Origin of the sequence: Gallaecimonas aegicerasi, assembly GCF_045291545.1 — a bacterium.
In the GTDB taxonomy this organism is placed as follows: domain Bacteria; phylum Pseudomonadota; class Gammaproteobacteria; order Enterobacterales; family Gallaecimonadaceae; genus Gallaecimonas.
The window spans coordinates 2335196-2351425 of sequence record NZ_CP149514.1; the positions used below are offsets into that span (position 1 = coordinate 2335196).

Sequence of the window (16230 nt, forward strand, 5' to 3'; positions counted from 1 at the left end):
CGATTTTCCTTATTGTGTTTTGGATTGTTATTTCAACTGATTAGACAGCCTCAGCGCCTAGTATGAACCATCCTTCAAGCGGGATCTAGTTCACATAAAAGCTGTTGCAAGTTGTCTTTTGCAGCAGTTTCCAAACGTAGTAGCGGCCATTTCCAACCATTGAGCCAGGTTGTTTGCCTTTTCGCCAGCTGGCCACTGGCAATGATGGCTTTTTCTACAGCTTCTTCAAGACTGCAATGACCGTCCAGATACTCCCAAAGCTGACGGTATCCTACGCAGCGCACCGAAGGTAGGCCCAGATTTAAATCGGCCCGTTGGTACAGCGCCCGGACTTCATCCAGCAACCCTTGCGCCATCATCAGCTCAAAGCGCTGGCGAATACGTTGGCGCAGTAGCGCACGGTCTGACGGCATGATAGCGACCTGAACTGATCGCCAGGTGAACGGCTGGCCCGGTTGCTGGGTTAATTCAGTCAAGGTTTTGCCACTGATTTCATAGACTTCCAGCGCCCGTGAGAGCCGCTGGGGGTCATTGGCATGAATGCGTGCCGCCGCCACCGGATCTATGGCAGCCAGTTGCTGGTGCAGAGCTTCCCAGCCTAATTGGGCGGCCCGCTGCTCAATGTCATGGCGTACTTCCGGATTAGCTTGCGGCAATGGTGACAACCCCTCAAGCAGAGCCTTGAAGTACATCATGGTACCGCCCACCAGTACCGGTAAGCGGCCAGCGGCCAGCGCCTGCTCGATAAGCGGTTGTGCATCGGCAACAAAATCGGCGGCCGAATAGCTTTGGGCCGGGTCGCGAATATCCACTAGATGGTGCGGATAACGAGCCAGTTCCTCGGCACTGGGTTTGGCGGTACCGATATCCATGCCGCGGTAAATCAGCGCCGAGTCAACGCTTATTAACTCACAGGGCCGCGTGTCGGCGAGCGCCATCGCCAGCTCGGTTTTGCCCGAGGCTGTCGGCCCCATGATCATCACTACCGGTAAGCTCATGGTTGCTGCTCCAGCCAGCTGGCCAGTGGCAGGGTCCGGGCAGCCTGCTGGCGTTGATCGTCGTCAAGGTTATGCCACAGCGTCATGGCCTCAGCCCAGCGTAGTTTGCGGGATAGCTGGCCAAGTAATGCACTCAAAGCGGGCCAGGGATCGTCGCGATGTGCCAACCACACCGGCAGCCACTGGCTGACATCCAGCTCACGCAGCGGCGCCGGCACCGCTTTGACCATCACCTTACCGTCAGTGGGCACATGCAGCTCCATGCCATGTTCCCGGGGCCAGTGAGGGTCGTTCTGTAACAGTTGGCTCAACTCAGGGTCGACACTGACTGTCACCGGCAGCAGTAACGGTTGTGCCGGTGCTTTTTGCCGCAGGCGGTTGATCTGCTCCGCCGCCGCCAGGGGCCATAAGTCAACAGCCACTAACTGTTGTTGCCAGGAGACCACCAGATAGCGCCCCTGTTCCAGGTGCATCGGTTGGCCAGAAGCTGGTTGTATTGAGGTTTGCTCAGGTATTTCAGTAACTTGGCTACTAGCCTGCCAACGGGCGAAGTCCGCCAGCGCTTCTTGCACCTGATGGCGATTAGCCGGCGCGCCGGTACTCGGCCCATAGCCAGTGCTGGCACGGGGCCGGGCATTGGGGTAATCGCTGCCTTGCCAGGTTGTCGGCTGTTGCTGTTCTTGGCGAGGGGCCAGCACGTCTTGCAGCGCTTTGACGATAAAGTCATGCACCAAGCGGGCGTCATGAAAGCGCACTTCATGCTTAGCGGGGTGCACATTCACATCCACCTGCTCTGGCGGCAGTGTCAGATACAACACAAAACCGCCATGCAAACCGTCCAGCAACTGGTTACCAAAGGCTTCACGCACCGCATGGTTGATGACCTTGTCTTTCATCGTTCGGCCATTAACGTAGCAGTACTGCATATCGGGGTGCTGGCGAGGAGCCTGTGCCACCCAACCATGCAGGCGCAGCTCCCGGTGCTGATTATCAATGGCCAGTAACTGCTGGCACTGCTGCTGGCCAAACACCGCCGCCAGGCGGTTGCGGCCGTCGCCACTGGCAGCCGGATACTGACGCAAGGTTTTCTGGTTATGCCGCAAAACCAGGCTGACCCCGGGCTGGCCTAGGGCTATACGCCGCACCACGTCATCGATGTGGGCAAATTCGGTTTTTTCTGCCCGCAAGAATTTACGCCGCGCCGGGGTATTGAAAAAAAGGTCATGCACTTCAACCGTAGTGCCCTGCGGGTGCGCAGCAGGGGTGATCCTGACGTTCATCTCCCGGCCTTCGGCCTGAGCGGCCCAGGCACTGTCGGCATCGACAGTTTTAGAAGTTAGCGTCAGTCGGGAAACGGATGAAATGGATGCCAGCGCTTCCCCCCGAAAACCCATGGACATAATACGTTCCAGGTCATCCAAGGTGGCAATCTTCGAGGTGGCATGGCGGGACAACGCCAGAGTTAACTGCTCGCCGGCAATACCGGCGCCGTTATCACGTACCCGGATCAGTCGCTGCCCCCCTTTCTCAATATCTACTTCAATGCGGTCTGCGCCGGCATCAATGCTGTTTTCTACCAGCTCTTTGACGACCGACGCCGGGCGCTCGACCACTTCACCGGCAGCAATCTGGTTGGCCAGTCGGGTCGGTAAAATCTGTATTGGCATCAGGATGACGGTATGGTGAGTTTTTGACCAACCCTGACCACATCCGAGGTCAGGTCATTTGCCGCCTTAATGGCCGCAACCGAGGTATTGTAACGGGAGGCCAGAACCGAAAGCGACTCACCGGAGCGGACAATATGTTCCTGGTTGGCTTTTTGAGCAAACAGTGTGCCCGGTGGCGGCCAGGTGCGGAAGTAATCGGTCAAGGCCTGACACAAGGCATTCGCCACCCGTTGCTGGAAACGCCGGTTGGCCAGCTCCCGCTCTTCCTTGGGGTTGGACAAAAAGCCGGTTTCCACCAGCACCGAGGGAATATCCGGCGCCGTCAGTACGCCCAAGCTATTGGGTTGTGGGCGGTTTTTATGCAGCCGGGTAACTTTTTTCAGTTCATGGAGGATCAACGAGCCGATATCCTGGCCAACGGTGCGGCTGTGATCCATCGACATATCCAAAAGCGCCTGGGCTAAATACTTTTCCTGCTTGGTGTCTTCCAACACCTGAGCTGCCCCGCCCAGTAACTGAGCATGGCGGTCTTTTTCCCCAACCCATTTACCGATCACCCGGCGGGCACGGCTATTGTTCAGCACCCATACCGAGGCGCCCCGAGGCTGGCTGGAACTGACGGAGTCAGCATGAATGGAAATCAGAATGTCGGCTTTTTTCTGGCGGGCAATATTGGCCCTGTCCATCACCGGAATAAAACGGTCGGTACTGCGTGTCATGACCGCTGTTAGTCCCGGCACCTTGTTAATATCTGCAGCCAGCTTGCTGCCAATGGCCAGGGTGACATTTTTTTCATAGGTGCCATGACGGCCAATCGAGCCAGGGTCATGGCCACCATGGCCAGGATCTATTGCCACAACAATATCTCGCCCGGCCGCCGGTTTGTTGGTTTTGACTGGGGCACTTTTTTTGGTTAGCTGACCATGGGGCAAGTCAATGATCAATCGATAGCCGTTACCGTCTGACGGCGCCAGCGTGAACAACTTCGCCTTGGTTTTAGCGGCCAGCTCCAGGACCAGACGAACGCTGCCCTGATATTTTGGCGTGGAAGTGCGCACCCGCTTCAGCACTGGCGAGTCACTGACGTTCAGTGGCAGCTTCACTTTTTGCTGGGTATGGCTGAGATCAACCACCAGACGTTGCGGGTGTTGAAGAGTAAAGAAGCGATATTGCGGCGCGCTGGTCATATCCAGCACCACGCGGGTTTTATCGTTACCGGGCCAGATACGAACATCACTGAGGCTGTTAGCCCACAATGGCCAACAGCTTAGTAGCAACAACAACCCGGCAAACCAGCGTTTCATGTGTCGGACAACCTCTTGAGGGTCTCGGCACCCTTGTTCGTCTCAGCGCTGATCGCCGCGCAGCGCCCTTTACCAGCATAGCGCAGTGCAACCACCAAGTCCGGCGTTGGCAACAAGCCTTCACCTTTTTGCGGCCACTCGATCAGGCAAATCGTATCTTTGCCAAAGTAATCACGCACGCCCATAAATTCAAGTTCTTCCGGGTCAGAAAGCCGATAGAGATCAAAATGATAGACTGTGACACCGGTTAGTTCGTAGGGTTCAACAAGCGTGTAGGTGGGGCTTTTAACCCGACCGGGATGGCCCAAGCCTTGTATCACTCCACGACTCAGGGTGGTTTTACCCGCTCCCAAATCGCCCAGCAGATACACCACCATTGCGGGGCCAAGGGCCTTCGCCAGCGCCTGCCCTAATGCGACTGTGGCTTCATCATCTGGCAAGGGTATTTCAATCATTCATTAACGTCCGTAACCAAGGAAGTAAGTCACTGGCCAGGGTGCCAATCACCCCGTCCTGGCCGGCCAGTCGCCCGGCTTCACCATGAAGAGCAACCGCCAGCAACGCCGCGTCTTGTGGCGGCAGGCCGGCAGCCAACAATGCCCCGATGATACCAGAAAGCAGGTCACCCATGCCGCCACTGGCCATAGCCTCACTGCCCACGGCCAGTAACCAGCTCTGCGCACCGGCCGCGACAATACTGCCGGCTCCTTTGAGTACCACTACCGCCCCAAAGCGCTGGCTAAGCGTGCGAGCCGCAGCGAAGCGATCCTGTTCCACGTCTGCCACTGAACAGCCCAGCAGGCGCGCCGCTTCGCCGGGGTGAGGAGTCAACACCGCGTTGTGGTATTGCCCGGCAGGTAACTGATTGAGGGCATCGGCATCTAATACCAAAGGCTGTGTAGTACTCGCCAGCAGCATGGCCCGGCGGGCCCAGGCGTCGCGCCCCAGGCCCGGCCCCAAAACCACCGCATCGACATGAGCCGGCAGTTGTGGCTGTTGCACAGCCTTGACCATTAATTCCGGACGGCCGGCAGCCACTGCCAGTTGCGACTGGGGGTGGCACTGTACTGAAACCAGGCCAGCGCCAGTGCGTAATGCCGCCTCGCCGGCCAGCCGAATGGCACCGCTGAAGCCACTGTTACCGCCCACCAACAATACCCGGCCACTATGGCCTTTATGGACCGTAGCCAACCGCTGCGGCCGCAGATATTGCAAATCGGCCCAACCGCGCGCCTGCCGAGTTGCAAGCAGTTGGGTGTCAGCTACCCCCAGTTCGGCCAGATAGGCTTGTTGCCAGGTGGCGCGGCCCTGACCGGTCAACAACCCTGCCTTGGGGTAGATAAACGTCACCACCACCGCGGCCTGGAATGGCTGAGCCCACCAATGGCCACTGTCACTGCCAAGGCCGCTGGGCACATCCAGAGCCAGAACCGGCAAGGAGGTGTTGGCCAGCCACTGCTGTAGCGGTGCCACCGGCCCTGTCAGCACCCGGTTGACGCCAGCACCCAGTAGCCCGTCGACGACCACCTCCGCGTCGATGGCAACCGGTATCGAGGCATGCGTCACGCCCCCAGCAGCCAAAAATTGCTGGCAAGCGGCCTCTGCCAGCTGGGTGGCCGGGGGCGCACTGGCCACCAGGGTAACCTCCCAGCCCTGCTCCAGAGCCAGGCGTGCCAGCACGTAGGCATCACCGCCATTATTGCCCTTACCAGCCAGAACCAGCAGCCGCCGGGCTTCAGGCCAACGGCGTTGCAGGGCCGCCAGCGCAGCTGCACCAGCCCGTTCCATCAGTGTCGCCAAGCTGAGCCGATGACGCTTTGCTAGCGTCACTTCCAAAGTTTTGAGCTCGCTGGCCGTAGGTAACGGTTGCGGCAAACTATCAAGCAAAGGGATTAGCATTGCGGCTCCTGTTGCCGTTACTGGCCCTGTGCTACTCTGCAGGCGCCAGCGGGAGTACCTTTGTGATCGATTATTGCCAACTTGCCGACAACATCAAAGCCTGGGGAAAGGAATTGGGTTTTGCCCAGATCGGCATCACTGACACTGATCTGGCCAGCCATGAACAGGCCCTGCAGGATTGGCTGGATGCCGGCTACCACGGCGAGATGAGTTACATGAGCCGCCATGGCCTGCTCCGCGCCCGACCAGCAGAGTTATTACCTGGCACCTTGCGGGTGATCAGCGTCCGCATGGACTACCTGCCCGCTGATGCCCGCTGTGCGCGGGTACTGAACAATGACCAGCAAGGCTATATCTCGCGTTATGCGCTAGGCCGGGACTACCACAAAGTTTTGCGCCAGCGCCTGAAAAAACTGGCCGAGCGCATTAAGCAAGCCTGTAGCGAATTGCAGTTTCGCCCCTTTGTGGATTCAGCGCCGCTTTTGGAAAGGCCTCTGGCGGCCAAAGCCGGGCTGGGCTGGGTCGGCAAACACAGCCTATTGCTTAACCCCGAAGCCGGTTCTTTTTTCTTTTTGGGCGAATTGCTGGTTGATATTCCCTTGCCGATAGACCCGCCAGCCGATGCCGACCGCTGTGGCAGCTGCGTCGCCTGCATGACCATTTGCCCCACTCAGGCTATTGTCGAGCCCTATGTTGTCGACGCCCGACGCTGCATTTCCTACCTGACCATTGAGCATAAAGGCAGCATACCGGTGGAGCTGCGGCCACTGCTTGGTAACCGGATCTACGGTTGTGATGACTGCCAGTTGATCTGCCCCTGGAACCGCTTTGCACAAATGACCGATGAAGCCGACTTCTCACCACGCCAACCTCTGCATGCACCGCAGTTACTGGCATTGTGGCAATGGGATGAAAGTACTTTTTTGGCCAACACCGAAGGCTCGCCGATCCGTCGAATTGGCTTTGAATGCTGGCAACGCAATCTGGCTGTAGCATTGGGTAATGCCAGCGCCAATACCGCTATTATCGCCGCACTGGAAGCACGGCTGGCACACACCAGTGCGCTGGTGGCCGAACACATTGAATGGGCCCTGGCACGCCAGCGCCAGGGAACAAGCCCGCCTAATCAGCAACAGCGGCGCTTGATAAGGGCTGTCGAAAAAGGCCTGCCCGATTTGGCTTAAGTGTTAAGGCCAGGGCAGCTCCCGGCTCCAGACGATGATGCCATTACTGAGGTTCATCACCCGCAGGCGCAGGTGTTGACCATCCTGACGAATCTGCCCGTATAGCAAAAATACGTGCTGACCAGTCCGGCCAGCCTGGCGGGCACCCAGTAAGTCATAGGCATCGGCCTTAGCCGACAGATCGGCTACCTGCCGCCCCTGGCGAGCCAGCAGCGTTAGTAATTGTTGGGTCAGAGCATCGACATCGGCCCGCTGGGCAGAAAAGTTGGCGACGCGCACCACGGCAATATCACCTGCCGGCAAGGTGGCAGCCAACGCGGTCATGGCATTGCTCAGATCACTCTTTGGGGCGGGCTCTGGGGCTGACGGCGCCATTGGCGGCGTAACCTGGGCACAGCCGGCCAGTAATACCAAGAAAATCAACGGTAGCCATGTTTTTATGGACATGCTTGCTCCTTTTTCTACCAGCTTCGGTGCCGACACCTAAATTGCCGGTGAATCAACGTTTTTTCGGCACCCATGCCCAAACATAGCGAGCCGTGAGCGGCTGCTCCCCGGCGTCATCGGTGATCACCACCGTCACTTCCAACTCACCTTTATCGGCCCGGCCAATAGTGGCAACTTGCTCGGCACTGAGTGAGGCTTCAGCGTACAAGTTGCCCTCGGCCCGGCGCAGGTAATCGACATGCATGGATTTGAGCAGCGGTATTTTATCGTCCGGCACGCTGAGGCCAAATACCAGACCACTGGCAGTCTCCCCCAGTAGCGCCATGGCCGCGGCATGTACCCCTTTGATGTGGTTTTGTACCCGGCGACGGTTACGTAACTGCACCACCACCCGCTGCGCGCTGGCCTGAGTAATACGAATGCCGGCCGTACCAGCAAATTTCACTACGCTATTGAATAGCCGCGACAGCAAAAAAGGCTGCCAGGACTGGGGCAGGCGCTGGCACCAGGCCACCATACGGGCCAGCCGGTTGCCCGCGGGTGGCCTTTGGCGTTGCTGTTCAGAGGTCATACATACGCTGGGTTTGGTGTACCAACTGGTGCTGCCGATCATGGCTGACCTTGACCAAGTCGCTCAGCAGCTCCCGGCTGCTGTCGCTCGGGCACAATGGCAGTAACGCTTCAATGTCTTCAAGCAGTCGGTTATCCAGCTTCAGTGCCAGTGCCAGTACGTCTTCCTGAGTCGCGGTTGCCGCCAGGCTCACGCGCCGCAGTTGCTGTTCAAAGTCACTGTCACGGGCTTTATCGAACCAGGTGTCCAGCAGCTTGTCATTGTGCGCTGCCAGGTACTGGGCAAACTCATCAGCCAGCTTCTGCTCATGTTCAACCAGATAATGCAGCATCATGCGGGTTCGTTCGGCGTCAGCCTCCGGGGTTAACCGGTGATACAGCTTGGCCAAGGCCTGATGGGCTTCTCCGAGATGCGCAAGTAAGTCGCGAATAGTTTTAAAACGCATGACAAACATCCTCTTTCATCAAAAATGGCGTGTATTGCCATTAAACAGCCTGAAGCCAGTTCAGGCCACCATGTCGTAAAACCGTCATCAAGATGTCACCACAAGTCAACGATTCAGCCATATGAGCGTCATCTTATGCCAACAGAATTTGCGCGACTTGAAAACTAGGCAGATAACCACAATGACACTACGACGCTCAATGCTTTTTACCCCTAGCATTCTGGCGCTGGCCATTAGCAGCCAGTTTGCTTTCGCTGATACCGCTGCTGACAAAACAGAAGTCATTTCTGTTGTAGGTGCCCGTATCGCTTATGCCAACAACAGCACTGATGACGATATCAAGTCATTCAGCTCGCCGCTGTCCAGCACCAACGACTTGATTGACAAGTTGCCTGGTGTCAGCGTAGGCGAAGGTGGTGTATTTGGCTCTGACGACTGGTCAACTACCATCAGCATGCGGGGTTTTAACCTTAACCTCAACGAACAGCAGCTCGGTATCACCATCGATGGCTTGCCCAATGGTGGCTCCGGCTACGGCGGTGGTTCGAAAGCCAACCGCTATATGCTGATCGAAGATACCGCTCGCGTAGAAGTTATGCAGGGTACGTCTGACATCAGCTCACCGTCTCTGGACGCCCTGGGCGGTACTTTTAACTACATTTCTGCCGACCCAACCGAGCAGACCGGCGCTACCGCCAGCATCTCCACCGGTGATTACAGCGCGCGTAAATATTATGCCCGCTACAACACTGGCCGCGTCGGTAACACCCGCTCGGTGATCAGCCTCGGCAGCAGCCACACCGCTCGCTGGATCGGCTCTGGTGATAATGGCGACAGTAAAGATCTGCACGCCAGCTACAAGTTCATCTCCGAGCAGGATTGGGCCACCCTGACTGGCCGCATCAGCTATGACGACACCAACGAAACCAACTACAACGGTATTACCTTGCAGCAGTTCAAGGAAAACCCGCGTTGGGATCGCCTGACCTGGATCTGGAGTGGCGACCCCGCTAAAGATCAAAACTACGCGGCCGCCTGGCGGACTCTGCGTAAGAACACCTTTGCCTATCTGCGTATGCAGATGACCCCGTCGGAAACCGCCACTGTTACCGTCACGCCTTACTACCACCATATGCGTGGCCGTGGTGACTGGTTGCCGCCTTATCAGGTGCTGGTTAACAGCCAGGGTCAGCCGATCCTCAACAGCACCGGTGGCACTCAGGTATTTAACCAGCGTGATGCCCAAGGCAACCCGGTAGTTGATCCAGCCACACAGTGCGCTGACAACAGCTGCTCACCGGCATCCAGCTACCGCCACACTCACTACGGTAAGGCCCGTGTCGGCAGCACCGCCAAAGTGAAATGGTACATCACCGACAACAACATCTTGACCAGCGGTTTGTGGCTGGAGCGTCAGGATCGCGACGAGTACCGTGACTGGCACGCCGTTATCGACCCGGCAGTCGGCCCGAACTACAACTACCAGGCTTACTGGCGTCAATATGACCGCAGCTATCGCACCGACACCCTGAACTACTACGTGCAGGATCAGGTTGCCATTGGCGATCTGAAAATCACCGGCGGTCTGCGTCAGTTCAAGGTGGATATCACGCGTCACGACAACTTCTTGGGCAAGCAAACCGGCAAACTGAGCAGTAACTCTGATGTGCTGCCGATGCTGGGTGCAGTCTGGAGCGTGGCACCGGCCTGGGAAGTCTACGGTGGTTACTCCGAGAACTTTAAAGCTATCTCTGACAGCATTCTCGAGACCAGCCAGGACTTCGGCAGCCTGAAAGCCGAAACCGCCAAGAACCTCGACCTGGGTCTGCGTTACTTCGGTAATAACGTGCAGCTGACGGCGGCGCTTTATAACATCAAGTTTGACAACCGTATCACCTACATTCAGGCCACAGCCGGTAGCGGCATTGATTACCTGAACGAGCTGGATGGTAAGTACGTCAACGTTGGTGGTATTGAGTCCAAAGGTTTCGAAGCCAGCCTGAACTGGCAGATGACCGACAACCTGAGCCTGTACTCCTCTTTGACCCTGAACAACGCCAAGTATGCCTCCAGCAGTTTTGTGCCGGTTGCCGGCGTACTGACGGATATTCAGGGCAAGGAAGTGGCAGGTGCGCCACGTGAAATGGCCGTGGTTAACCTGACCTATCAGTCAGGCCAGATGCGTACCGGTTTGTCTACCAAGTACACCGGCAGCTACTTCGGTGACTTCAACAACAACGACAAACTGGCCGCTCATACCGTCATGGACTTCTATGTGGGCTACCACCTGGACGTACAGTCTGGTCTGGATCTGACCCTCAACATCACCAACCTGGGTGACACCAAGTACCTCGGTGGTGGCACCAATGGCGGCTATTACATCGGTGTTGGTCGCACCGTTACAGCCAATGCCACCATGCACTTCTAAGACCTGTTGTACCCTGCCCGGCCCCTGGCCGGGCTTTCTCATTTTTGGAGTTAACTTATGCGCTATCTGATTTTGTCTTTATTGCTGGTCTGTAGCTTTGCTAATGCCGCTGAAAATCTGGTCATCGTGACCATTGACGGTATGCGTTGGCAGGACGTGTTCCGTGGGGCTGACGACAGCCTGATGAAGAACAAAAAGTTCAATCACGACACCGCTGAAACCGAAAAACTGTTCGGTGGTAAAACCCGTGCCGAGCGTCGCCAGAAGCTGATGCCGTTTGTCACCCACACCATGCAGAATGAAGGGGTGATCATTGGTGACCGTGATGCCGGTAGCCAAATGACCGTGACTAATCCCTGGTGGTTCTCCTATCCGGGTTATAACGAAATGCTGACCGGGCAGGCTGATCCGAAAGTCGACAGCAACGACAAAATTCCCAACAAGAACGTGACGTTCTTTGAGTGGCTGAATAAAAACAAAGGCTTTCAGAACAACATTGCGGTGTTCGGTAGCTGGGACGCCTTCCCCTACATCATCAACCGTCAGCGCTCCGGTCTGCGGGTCAATGCCGGCTTTGAAGCTTCTGAAGGCTATGACGCCAGTGAAGAAGTCAAAGTGATCAACAAACTGGAGAAAAAGCTGGTCAGCCCCTGGCCTTCTGAGCGCATGGACTCCATGACCTTCCCGCTGGCCAAAGACTACCTGCTCAAGCAAAAGCCACGGGTACTGTATATCGCCTTTGGTGATACCGACGAGTTTGCCCACGAAGGTAACTACGACAACTACCTGCGCGCCGCTCACCAGGCTGACAGCGACATTGCCGAACTGTGGCGCACATTGCAGTCAATGCCGCAATATGCCGGTAAAACCGACCTGATTGTTACCGTTGACCATGGCCGTGGCCGCACCGCCAAAGACTGGCGCCATCACGCCAGCCTCAAAGCGGTTGGGATTTACCCGAACGGTAAGAAGATGTTCCCGAACGGCATTCCGGGTTCTAACGAGATCTGGCTGGCCGCCATGGGCCCTGACGTGAAAAAACTGGGCGTACTGAAAACGCAAAAGCCTTATGAGCAAAATCAGGTTGCAGCTACTGCACTGATGCTGCTGGGTATGGACCCGGCCAAATTCAAGCACAACATTGGCGCGCCCATTACCGCCATCAAGAAATAATGCGCACTGCCAAAGGTTGTTAAACACCGTCAGTAAGCCCCTTCGGGGGCTTTTTTAATGCCTGCCATCGCGCCGCCCACAGGCAAGCAGCACAACATGATTGGCAGCAGATGGAGCAGGGTAAACGACACAGAAAAGCCCAGCACAAGCCAGCGGTGACTTCTGGCAACGCTACTTGTTACTGTTTCTGGCTGAAAAGAAAGGAGAAATTGGAGCGGGAAACGAGACTCGAACTCGCGACCCCAACCTTGGCAAGGTTGTGCTCTACCAACTGAGCTATTCCCGCATTGTCACTTGCAGCGTCGAAACCGATAACAACACCGGCTTCAAGCGAATTTGGAGCGGGAAACGAGACTCGAACTCGCGACCCCAACCTTGGCAAGGTTGTGCTCTACCAACTGAGCTATTCCCGCATTAATCATTTTTTATTGCCTGCGTCATGGTCATCGCCGGCAACTTAGGGGGAAAGTAGACAATGCAGAGGGGTTAACCTCAACTACCTATCTACTGCCCCTGATAGCAAAGCTATGATTTGCTATCAGAAAATTTGGAGCGGGAAACGAGACTCGAACTCGCGACCCCAACCTTGGCAAGGTTGTGCTCTACCAACTGAGCTATTCCCGCATAGCGGCCGGTGTCCCCGACAGCGCAGCGCATTTTACCTAAAAAACGCCGCTGTGCAACAGCCTGCTTGCCGTTTGCCGCCTTTTTAAGCAGTGGGCAATTTCAGGAAGTGCTGCCGGTAATGGCGCAGCTCGGCGATCGACTCGCGAATATCATCCAGTGCCAGATGGGTTTCCTGCTTTTTAAAACCGGTCAATACTTCTGGCGCCCACCGTCTGGCCAGTTCCTTGAGGGTACTGACATCCAGATTGCGGTAGTGGAAATAACTTTCCAGCTGCGGCATGTACTTGACCAGAAAACGTCGATCCTGGCCGATGCTGTTACCACAAATGGGCGAGGCGCCGGCCGGCACCCACTTGGCAAGAAAATCCAGCGTTTGCTGCTCTGCGTCGGCTTCACTGACGGTGCTGGCCCGTACCCGTTCAATCAGGCCATTGGCGGTATGGGTACGGGTACACCATTCATCCATGGCGTCGAGCAGGGCGTCACTTTGCTTGACCGCCAGCACCGGCCCTTCGGCCAGGACCTTGAGGTCCTTATCCGTGACGATGGTGGCGATCTCAATGATCCGTTGCTGTTCCGGGTCCAGCCCGGTCATTTCCAGATCGATCCAAATCAGATTGTCTTTGTGCATGGACATTCTTCTATTTAGCGGCCTCGGTGTATCATACGGGCTTGAGTTTACAGCAGCCAGGACAAACGTGGCGAAGCGAAGCAAGCTGACCCGTGGCCAGCAGCGGCGAGTCAAAGCCAATCAGGCCAAACGGTTAAAGAACAACAGCGATGACGCCCAGTGGGACGACACCCTGCTCGGGCCGGCACAACCCGGCCTGGTACTGTCTCGCTTTGGCCAGCATGCCGATGTCGAAGGCGAAGACGGCCAGATACACCGGCTCAATATCCGCCGTACCATTGATTCGCTGGTGACCGGCGATCGGGTGATCTGGCGCCAGGGTAATGAAGCCCTGGCCGGCATCAGCGGCGTTATCGAAGCCGTGCACGAGCGCCATTCGACGCTGACCCGCCCGGACTTTTATGACGGCATCAAACCGGTGGCCGCCAACATTGATCAGATGTGTATTGTCTCGTCGGTACTGCCGGCACTGTCGACCCACATTATCGATCGCTACCTCGTGGCCGCCGAAACATTGGGCGTGCGGGCCGTGATCATCCTGAACAAAATTGATCTGTTGGATGCTGCGCAGCTCGCCCAAGCCCGCCAGCAACTGGCACTGTATGAAAGCATCGGCTATCAGGTGTTACTGGTGTCGGTAAAAAGTGGCGCTGGCATGGCGGCACTGGAAGCCCTGCTCAAAGACGAAGTCAGTATCTTCGTCGGCCAATCCGGGGTTGGTAAATCCTCGCTGGTGAACCGGTTATTGCCAGAGGCCCAAGATCAGCAAATCGGCGAGGTCTCGGAGAACTCCGGGCTTGGCCAACACACCACCACTGTGGCGCGGTTGTTTCACTTTCCCCACGGCGGCGATTTGATTGACTCTCCCGGTATCCGCGAGTTTGCCCTCTGGCACCTGGACGAAACCACCATTGCCGAAGGCTTCCGGGACTTTCGTGACTATCTGGGCAGTTGCAAGTTTCGCGACTGCAAACACAAAAATGATCCCGGCTGTGCACTGCGCGCCGCCGTGGAAAATGGCACACTGGCGGCCAGCCGGCTGGAGAGCTACCACCGCATCGTTGATGCTCTGGCTGACAGCCGCCCGAATTACTTGTAATGACAACTCACCAAGGAACTGACCGGTGTTTGATCAACTGAAAATCGCTCTACAGTACATTACCCCTCAGCACGGCCTGTCCCGGTTGCTGGGGAAACTGGCCGGTGCCCGCCTGGGATGGCTGACCCGCGCCTTTATTCGCCTGTTTATCCGCCAGTATCAGGTCAACATGAGCGAGGCGAGCAATCCTGATCCAGCCAGTTACGACACCTTCAATGCCTTTTTTACCCGCCCCTTGAAAGACGGCGCCCGCCCCCTGGCCGACAGTGATTTGATCTTGCCGGTCGACGGCACCGTCAGCCAGTTGGGCGACATTGAGCAAGGCCGCATCATTCAGGCCAAAGGCCATGATTACAGCCCCCAGGCACTGCTGGGTGTCAGCGACCTGGCTACGCCCTTTGAGAACGGTCAGTTCGCCACCATTTACCTGGCGCCACGGGACTATCACCGTATTCACATGCCGCTGGCCGGCACCCTGACCGATATGATTTATGTGCCCGGCGATCTGTTTTCGGTCAACCCGCTGACCGCTGAAAACGTTCCCGGCCTGTTTGCCCGCAATGAACGCGTAGTTACCCTCTGGGACACCGCTGTCGGCCCCATGGCCCTGGTACTGGTAGGCGCCACTATTGTGGCCAGTATTGAAACGGTTTGGTCCGGCACTGTTACCCCGCCGGCTGGCGCCAAGGTACAACATTGGACCTACAGCGGCCGTAACGCCATCAGCCTCGACAAAGGCGAGGAGATGGGTCGCTTCAAGCTGGGCTCAACCGTGGTGTTGCTGTTTGCTGACAAGGCCCTGTCCTTTGCTGAGGAGCTGGCACCAGGTGTCACCACCCGCCTGGGTGGCGCCTTCGCCAACCGTCAGGGCTGATGGAGGCCCATCAACGCAGCCTCTGGCACTTGCATTTATCGGTACTGCTGTTCGGCGGTACCGCTTTGTTTGCCAAACTGATCCCCCTGCCGGCACTGGATATTACTGTGCTGCGCTGCCTGATTGCCGCACTGACCCTGGCGCTGGTTGTCAAGGTGCAAGGGCAGCGGTTAACCCTGGCTAGCGTACAGGACTACCTCACGGCAGTGGCCCTGGGGGTGATCGTCTCATTGCACTGGGCAACCTACTTTGCCTCCATGCAAGTCGCCTCTGTGGCGGTTGGCATTATTGCTTTTTTTACCTACCCGGTGATGACGGTGCTGTTAGAGCCACTGCTGGACCGGCACTGGCCAGCGGCCCGCGACTTAGGTGCAGCGGTTCTGGTACTGCTGGGCATTTACCTGCTGTCACCGCACTGGCAACTGGATAACAACACCACTCAGGGCGTTGCCCTGGGGATATTGTCGGCCTTCTTATTCACCCTGCGTAACCTCTTGCATAAACGCCGCTTCAGCCAATACTCCGGCCCCAAGGCCATGTTTTATCAGACCCTGATAGCCATGCTGGTACTGGCGCCAATGATGCAGGAAAACCCGGCACAACTGGGCTCTCACGGCTGGTCATTACTGGTACTGTTGGGGGTGGTTTTTACTGCCGCGCCCCATGCCCTGCTGGCCCAGGTGCTGGGCAGGTTGAAGGTCAAAACCGTGGCACTGATCTCCTGCCTGCAACCTCTTTATGCCTCGGCACTGGCGGCACTGGTGCTGCACGAGATCCCCAACTGGCATACGGTAGCCGGTGGGGTGCTGGTTGTCAGCGCCGCGATCTACGAAACGGTGGCAGCCCGGCGCCAAAGTCCTTAGGATGAATCAGCAAACCGAGC

The 16230-nt window shown here is 57.0% G+C and carries 15 protein-coding genes and 3 tRNA genes; 6 read left to right on the forward strand and 12 right to left on the reverse strand.

Going from position 1 to position 16230, the window contains the following annotated elements; translation table 11 throughout:
- Positions 1-74 precede the first annotated feature (74 nt).
- Genes miaA through WDB70_RS11520 form a run of 5 tightly spaced genes read right to left on the reverse strand, consistent with a single transcriptional unit; the run spans position 75 to position 5868 of the window.
- Positions 75-1016, reverse strand: coding sequence for a tRNA (adenosine(37)-N6)-dimethylallyltransferase MiaA (miaA, locus tag WDB70_RS11500; RefSeq protein WP_406668084.1), 942 nt, complete (start codon positions 1014-1016; stop codon positions 75-77).
- Entirely contained in the window at positions 995-2665 is a 1671-nt protein-coding gene (mutL, locus tag WDB70_RS11505; RefSeq protein WP_406664457.1) for a DNA mismatch repair endonuclease MutL, read from the reverse strand. Before mutL ends, miaA begins: the two co-directional genes overlap by 22 nt.
- Positions 2665-3969, reverse strand: coding sequence for an N-acetylmuramoyl-L-alanine amidase (locus WDB70_RS11510; RefSeq protein WP_406664459.1), 1305 nt, complete (start codon positions 3967-3969; stop codon positions 2665-2667). The genes mutL and WDB70_RS11510 overlap by 1 nt, the downstream gene beginning before the upstream one ends.
- On the reverse strand, positions 3966-4424 hold the full coding sequence (gene tsaE, locus WDB70_RS11515) for a tRNA (adenosine(37)-N6)-threonylcarbamoyltransferase complex ATPase subunit type 1 TsaE (protein WP_406664461.1): 459 nt from the start codon (positions 4422-4424) through the stop codon (positions 3966-3968). Before tsaE ends, WDB70_RS11510 begins: the two co-directional genes overlap by 4 nt.
- Positions 4417-5868, reverse strand: a complete 1452-nt coding sequence (locus tag WDB70_RS11520) for an NAD(P)H-hydrate dehydratase (RefSeq protein ID WP_406664463.1) — start codon at positions 5866-5868, stop codon at positions 4417-4419. The genes tsaE and WDB70_RS11520 overlap by 8 nt, the downstream gene beginning before the upstream one ends.
- Positions 5869-5930: 62 nt before the next feature.
- Between WDB70_RS11520 and queG the strand changes: the two genes are divergently transcribed.
- Complete coding sequence (gene queG, locus WDB70_RS11525) at positions 5931-7052, forward strand: tRNA epoxyqueuosine(34) reductase QueG (protein ID WP_406664465.1); 1122 nt, start codon at positions 5931-5933, stop codon at positions 7050-7052.
- 3 nt (positions 7053-7055) lie between these two features.
- Here queG and WDB70_RS11530 read toward each other — a convergent pair whose 3' ends face one another.
- Genes WDB70_RS11530 through WDB70_RS11540 form a run of 3 tightly spaced genes read right to left on the reverse strand, consistent with a single transcriptional unit; the run spans position 7056 to position 8515 of the window.
- Entirely contained in the window at positions 7056-7499 is a 444-nt protein-coding gene (locus tag WDB70_RS11530; protein WP_406664467.1) for a hypothetical protein, read from the reverse strand.
- Between the two features lie 52 nt (positions 7500-7551).
- Positions 7552-8070 (reverse strand): DUF4442 domain-containing protein, encoded by a 519-nt coding sequence (locus WDB70_RS11535; protein ID WP_406664469.1) that lies wholly within the window; start codon positions 8068-8070, stop codon positions 7552-7554.
- A complete protein-coding gene (locus tag WDB70_RS11540) occupies positions 8060-8515 on the reverse strand; it encodes a hypothetical protein (RefSeq protein WP_406664471.1) in 456 nt (151 codons plus the stop codon). The genes WDB70_RS11535 and WDB70_RS11540 overlap by 11 nt, the downstream gene beginning before the upstream one ends.
- A 199-nt stretch (positions 8516-8714) precedes the next feature.
- Here WDB70_RS11540 and WDB70_RS11545 point away from each other — a divergent pair, with 199 nt between their 5' ends.
- Both WDB70_RS11545 and WDB70_RS11550 read left to right on the forward strand, forming a co-directional pair.
- Complete coding sequence (locus tag WDB70_RS11545; RefSeq protein WP_406664473.1) at positions 8715-10943, forward strand: TonB-dependent receptor domain-containing protein; 2229 nt, start codon at positions 8715-8717, stop codon at positions 10941-10943.
- A 57-nt stretch (positions 10944-11000) separates the two neighbouring features.
- Complete coding sequence (locus WDB70_RS11550) at positions 11001-12116, forward strand: alkaline phosphatase family protein (RefSeq protein ID WP_406664475.1); 1116 nt, start codon at positions 11001-11003, stop codon at positions 12114-12116.
- Between the two features lie 210 nt (positions 12117-12326).
- On the opposite strand, the gene WDB70_RS11555 is transcribed toward WDB70_RS11550, so the two are convergent.
- The 4 genes from WDB70_RS11555 to orn all read right to left on the reverse strand — a co-directional run bounded on the left by WDB70_RS11555 (position 12327) and on the right by orn (position 13380).
- Positions 12327-12402: transfer RNA gene (locus WDB70_RS11555), tRNA-Gly, on the reverse strand.
- A gap of 51 nt (positions 12403-12453) precedes the next feature.
- Positions 12454-12529, reverse strand: a tRNA-Gly gene (locus WDB70_RS11560).
- Positions 12530-12664: 135 nt separating this feature from the next.
- Positions 12665-12740, reverse strand: a tRNA-Gly gene (locus WDB70_RS11565).
- 85 nt (positions 12741-12825) lie between these two features.
- On the reverse strand, positions 12826-13380 hold the full coding sequence (gene orn, locus WDB70_RS11570) for an oligoribonuclease (RefSeq protein WP_406664477.1): 555 nt from the start codon (positions 13378-13380) through the stop codon (positions 12826-12828).
- 61 nt (positions 13381-13441) lie between these two features.
- On the opposite strand from orn, the gene rsgA reads away from it, so the two are divergent.
- From rsgA to WDB70_RS11585, 3 genes are read left to right on the forward strand one after another with little or no spacing between them, the layout of a single operon-like run.
- The gene (rsgA, locus tag WDB70_RS11575) at positions 13442-14473 is read left to right on the forward strand and encodes a small ribosomal subunit biogenesis GTPase RsgA (RefSeq protein WP_406664479.1); all 1032 of its coding nucleotides are present in this window, start codon (positions 13442-13444) and stop codon (positions 14471-14473) included.
- A gap of 25 nt (positions 14474-14498) precedes the next feature.
- A complete protein-coding gene (asd, locus tag WDB70_RS11580; RefSeq protein ID WP_406664482.1) occupies positions 14499-15347 on the forward strand; it encodes an archaetidylserine decarboxylase in 849 nt (282 codons plus the stop codon).
- A complete protein-coding gene (locus WDB70_RS11585; RefSeq protein WP_406664484.1) occupies positions 15347-16210 on the forward strand; it encodes a DMT family transporter in 864 nt (287 codons plus the stop codon). Before asd ends, WDB70_RS11585 begins: the two co-directional genes overlap by 1 nt.
- Positions 16211-16230: the final 20 nt, after the last annotated feature.

Bases quoted from the DNA above. Each gene is read 5' to 3' on its own strand.
- WDB70_RS11520 (WP_406664463.1), bottom strand. From the start codon at position 5,868: ATGCTAATCCCTTTGCTTGATAGTTTGCCGCAACCGTTACCTACGGCC.
- mutL (WP_406664457.1), bottom strand. From the start codon at position 2,665: ATGCCAATACAGATTTTACCGACCCGACTGGCCAACCAGATTGCTGCC.
- WDB70_RS11510 (WP_406664459.1), bottom strand. From the start codon at position 3,969: ATGAAACGCTGGTTTGCCGGGTTGTTGTTGCTACTAAGCTGTTGGCCA.
- WDB70_RS11530 (WP_406664467.1), bottom strand. From the start codon at position 7,499: ATGTCCATAAAAACATGGCTACCGTTGATTTTCTTGGTATTACTGGCC.
- WDB70_RS11545 (WP_406664473.1), top strand. From the start codon at position 8,715: ATGCTTTTTACCCCTAGCATTCTGGCGCTGGCCATTAGCAGCCAGTTT.
- orn (WP_406664477.1), bottom strand. From the start codon at position 13,380: ATGTCCATGCACAAAGACAATCTGATTTGGATCGATCTGGAAATGACC.
- WDB70_RS11550 (WP_406664475.1), top strand. From the start codon at position 11,001: ATGCGCTATCTGATTTTGTCTTTATTGCTGGTCTGTAGCTTTGCTAAT.
- WDB70_RS11540 (WP_406664471.1), bottom strand. From the start codon at position 8,515: ATGCGTTTTAAAACTATTCGCGACTTACTTGCGCATCTCGGAGAAGCC.
- WDB70_RS11585 (WP_406664484.1), top strand. From the start codon at position 15,347: ATGGAGGCCCATCAACGCAGCCTCTGGCACTTGCATTTATCGGTACTG.
- WDB70_RS11535 (WP_406664469.1), bottom strand. From the start codon at position 8,070: ATGACCTCTGAACAGCAACGCCAAAGGCCACCCGCGGGCAACCGGCTG.
- tsaE (WP_406664461.1), bottom strand. From the start codon at position 4,424: ATGATTGAAATACCCTTGCCAGATGATGAAGCCACAGTCGCATTAGGG.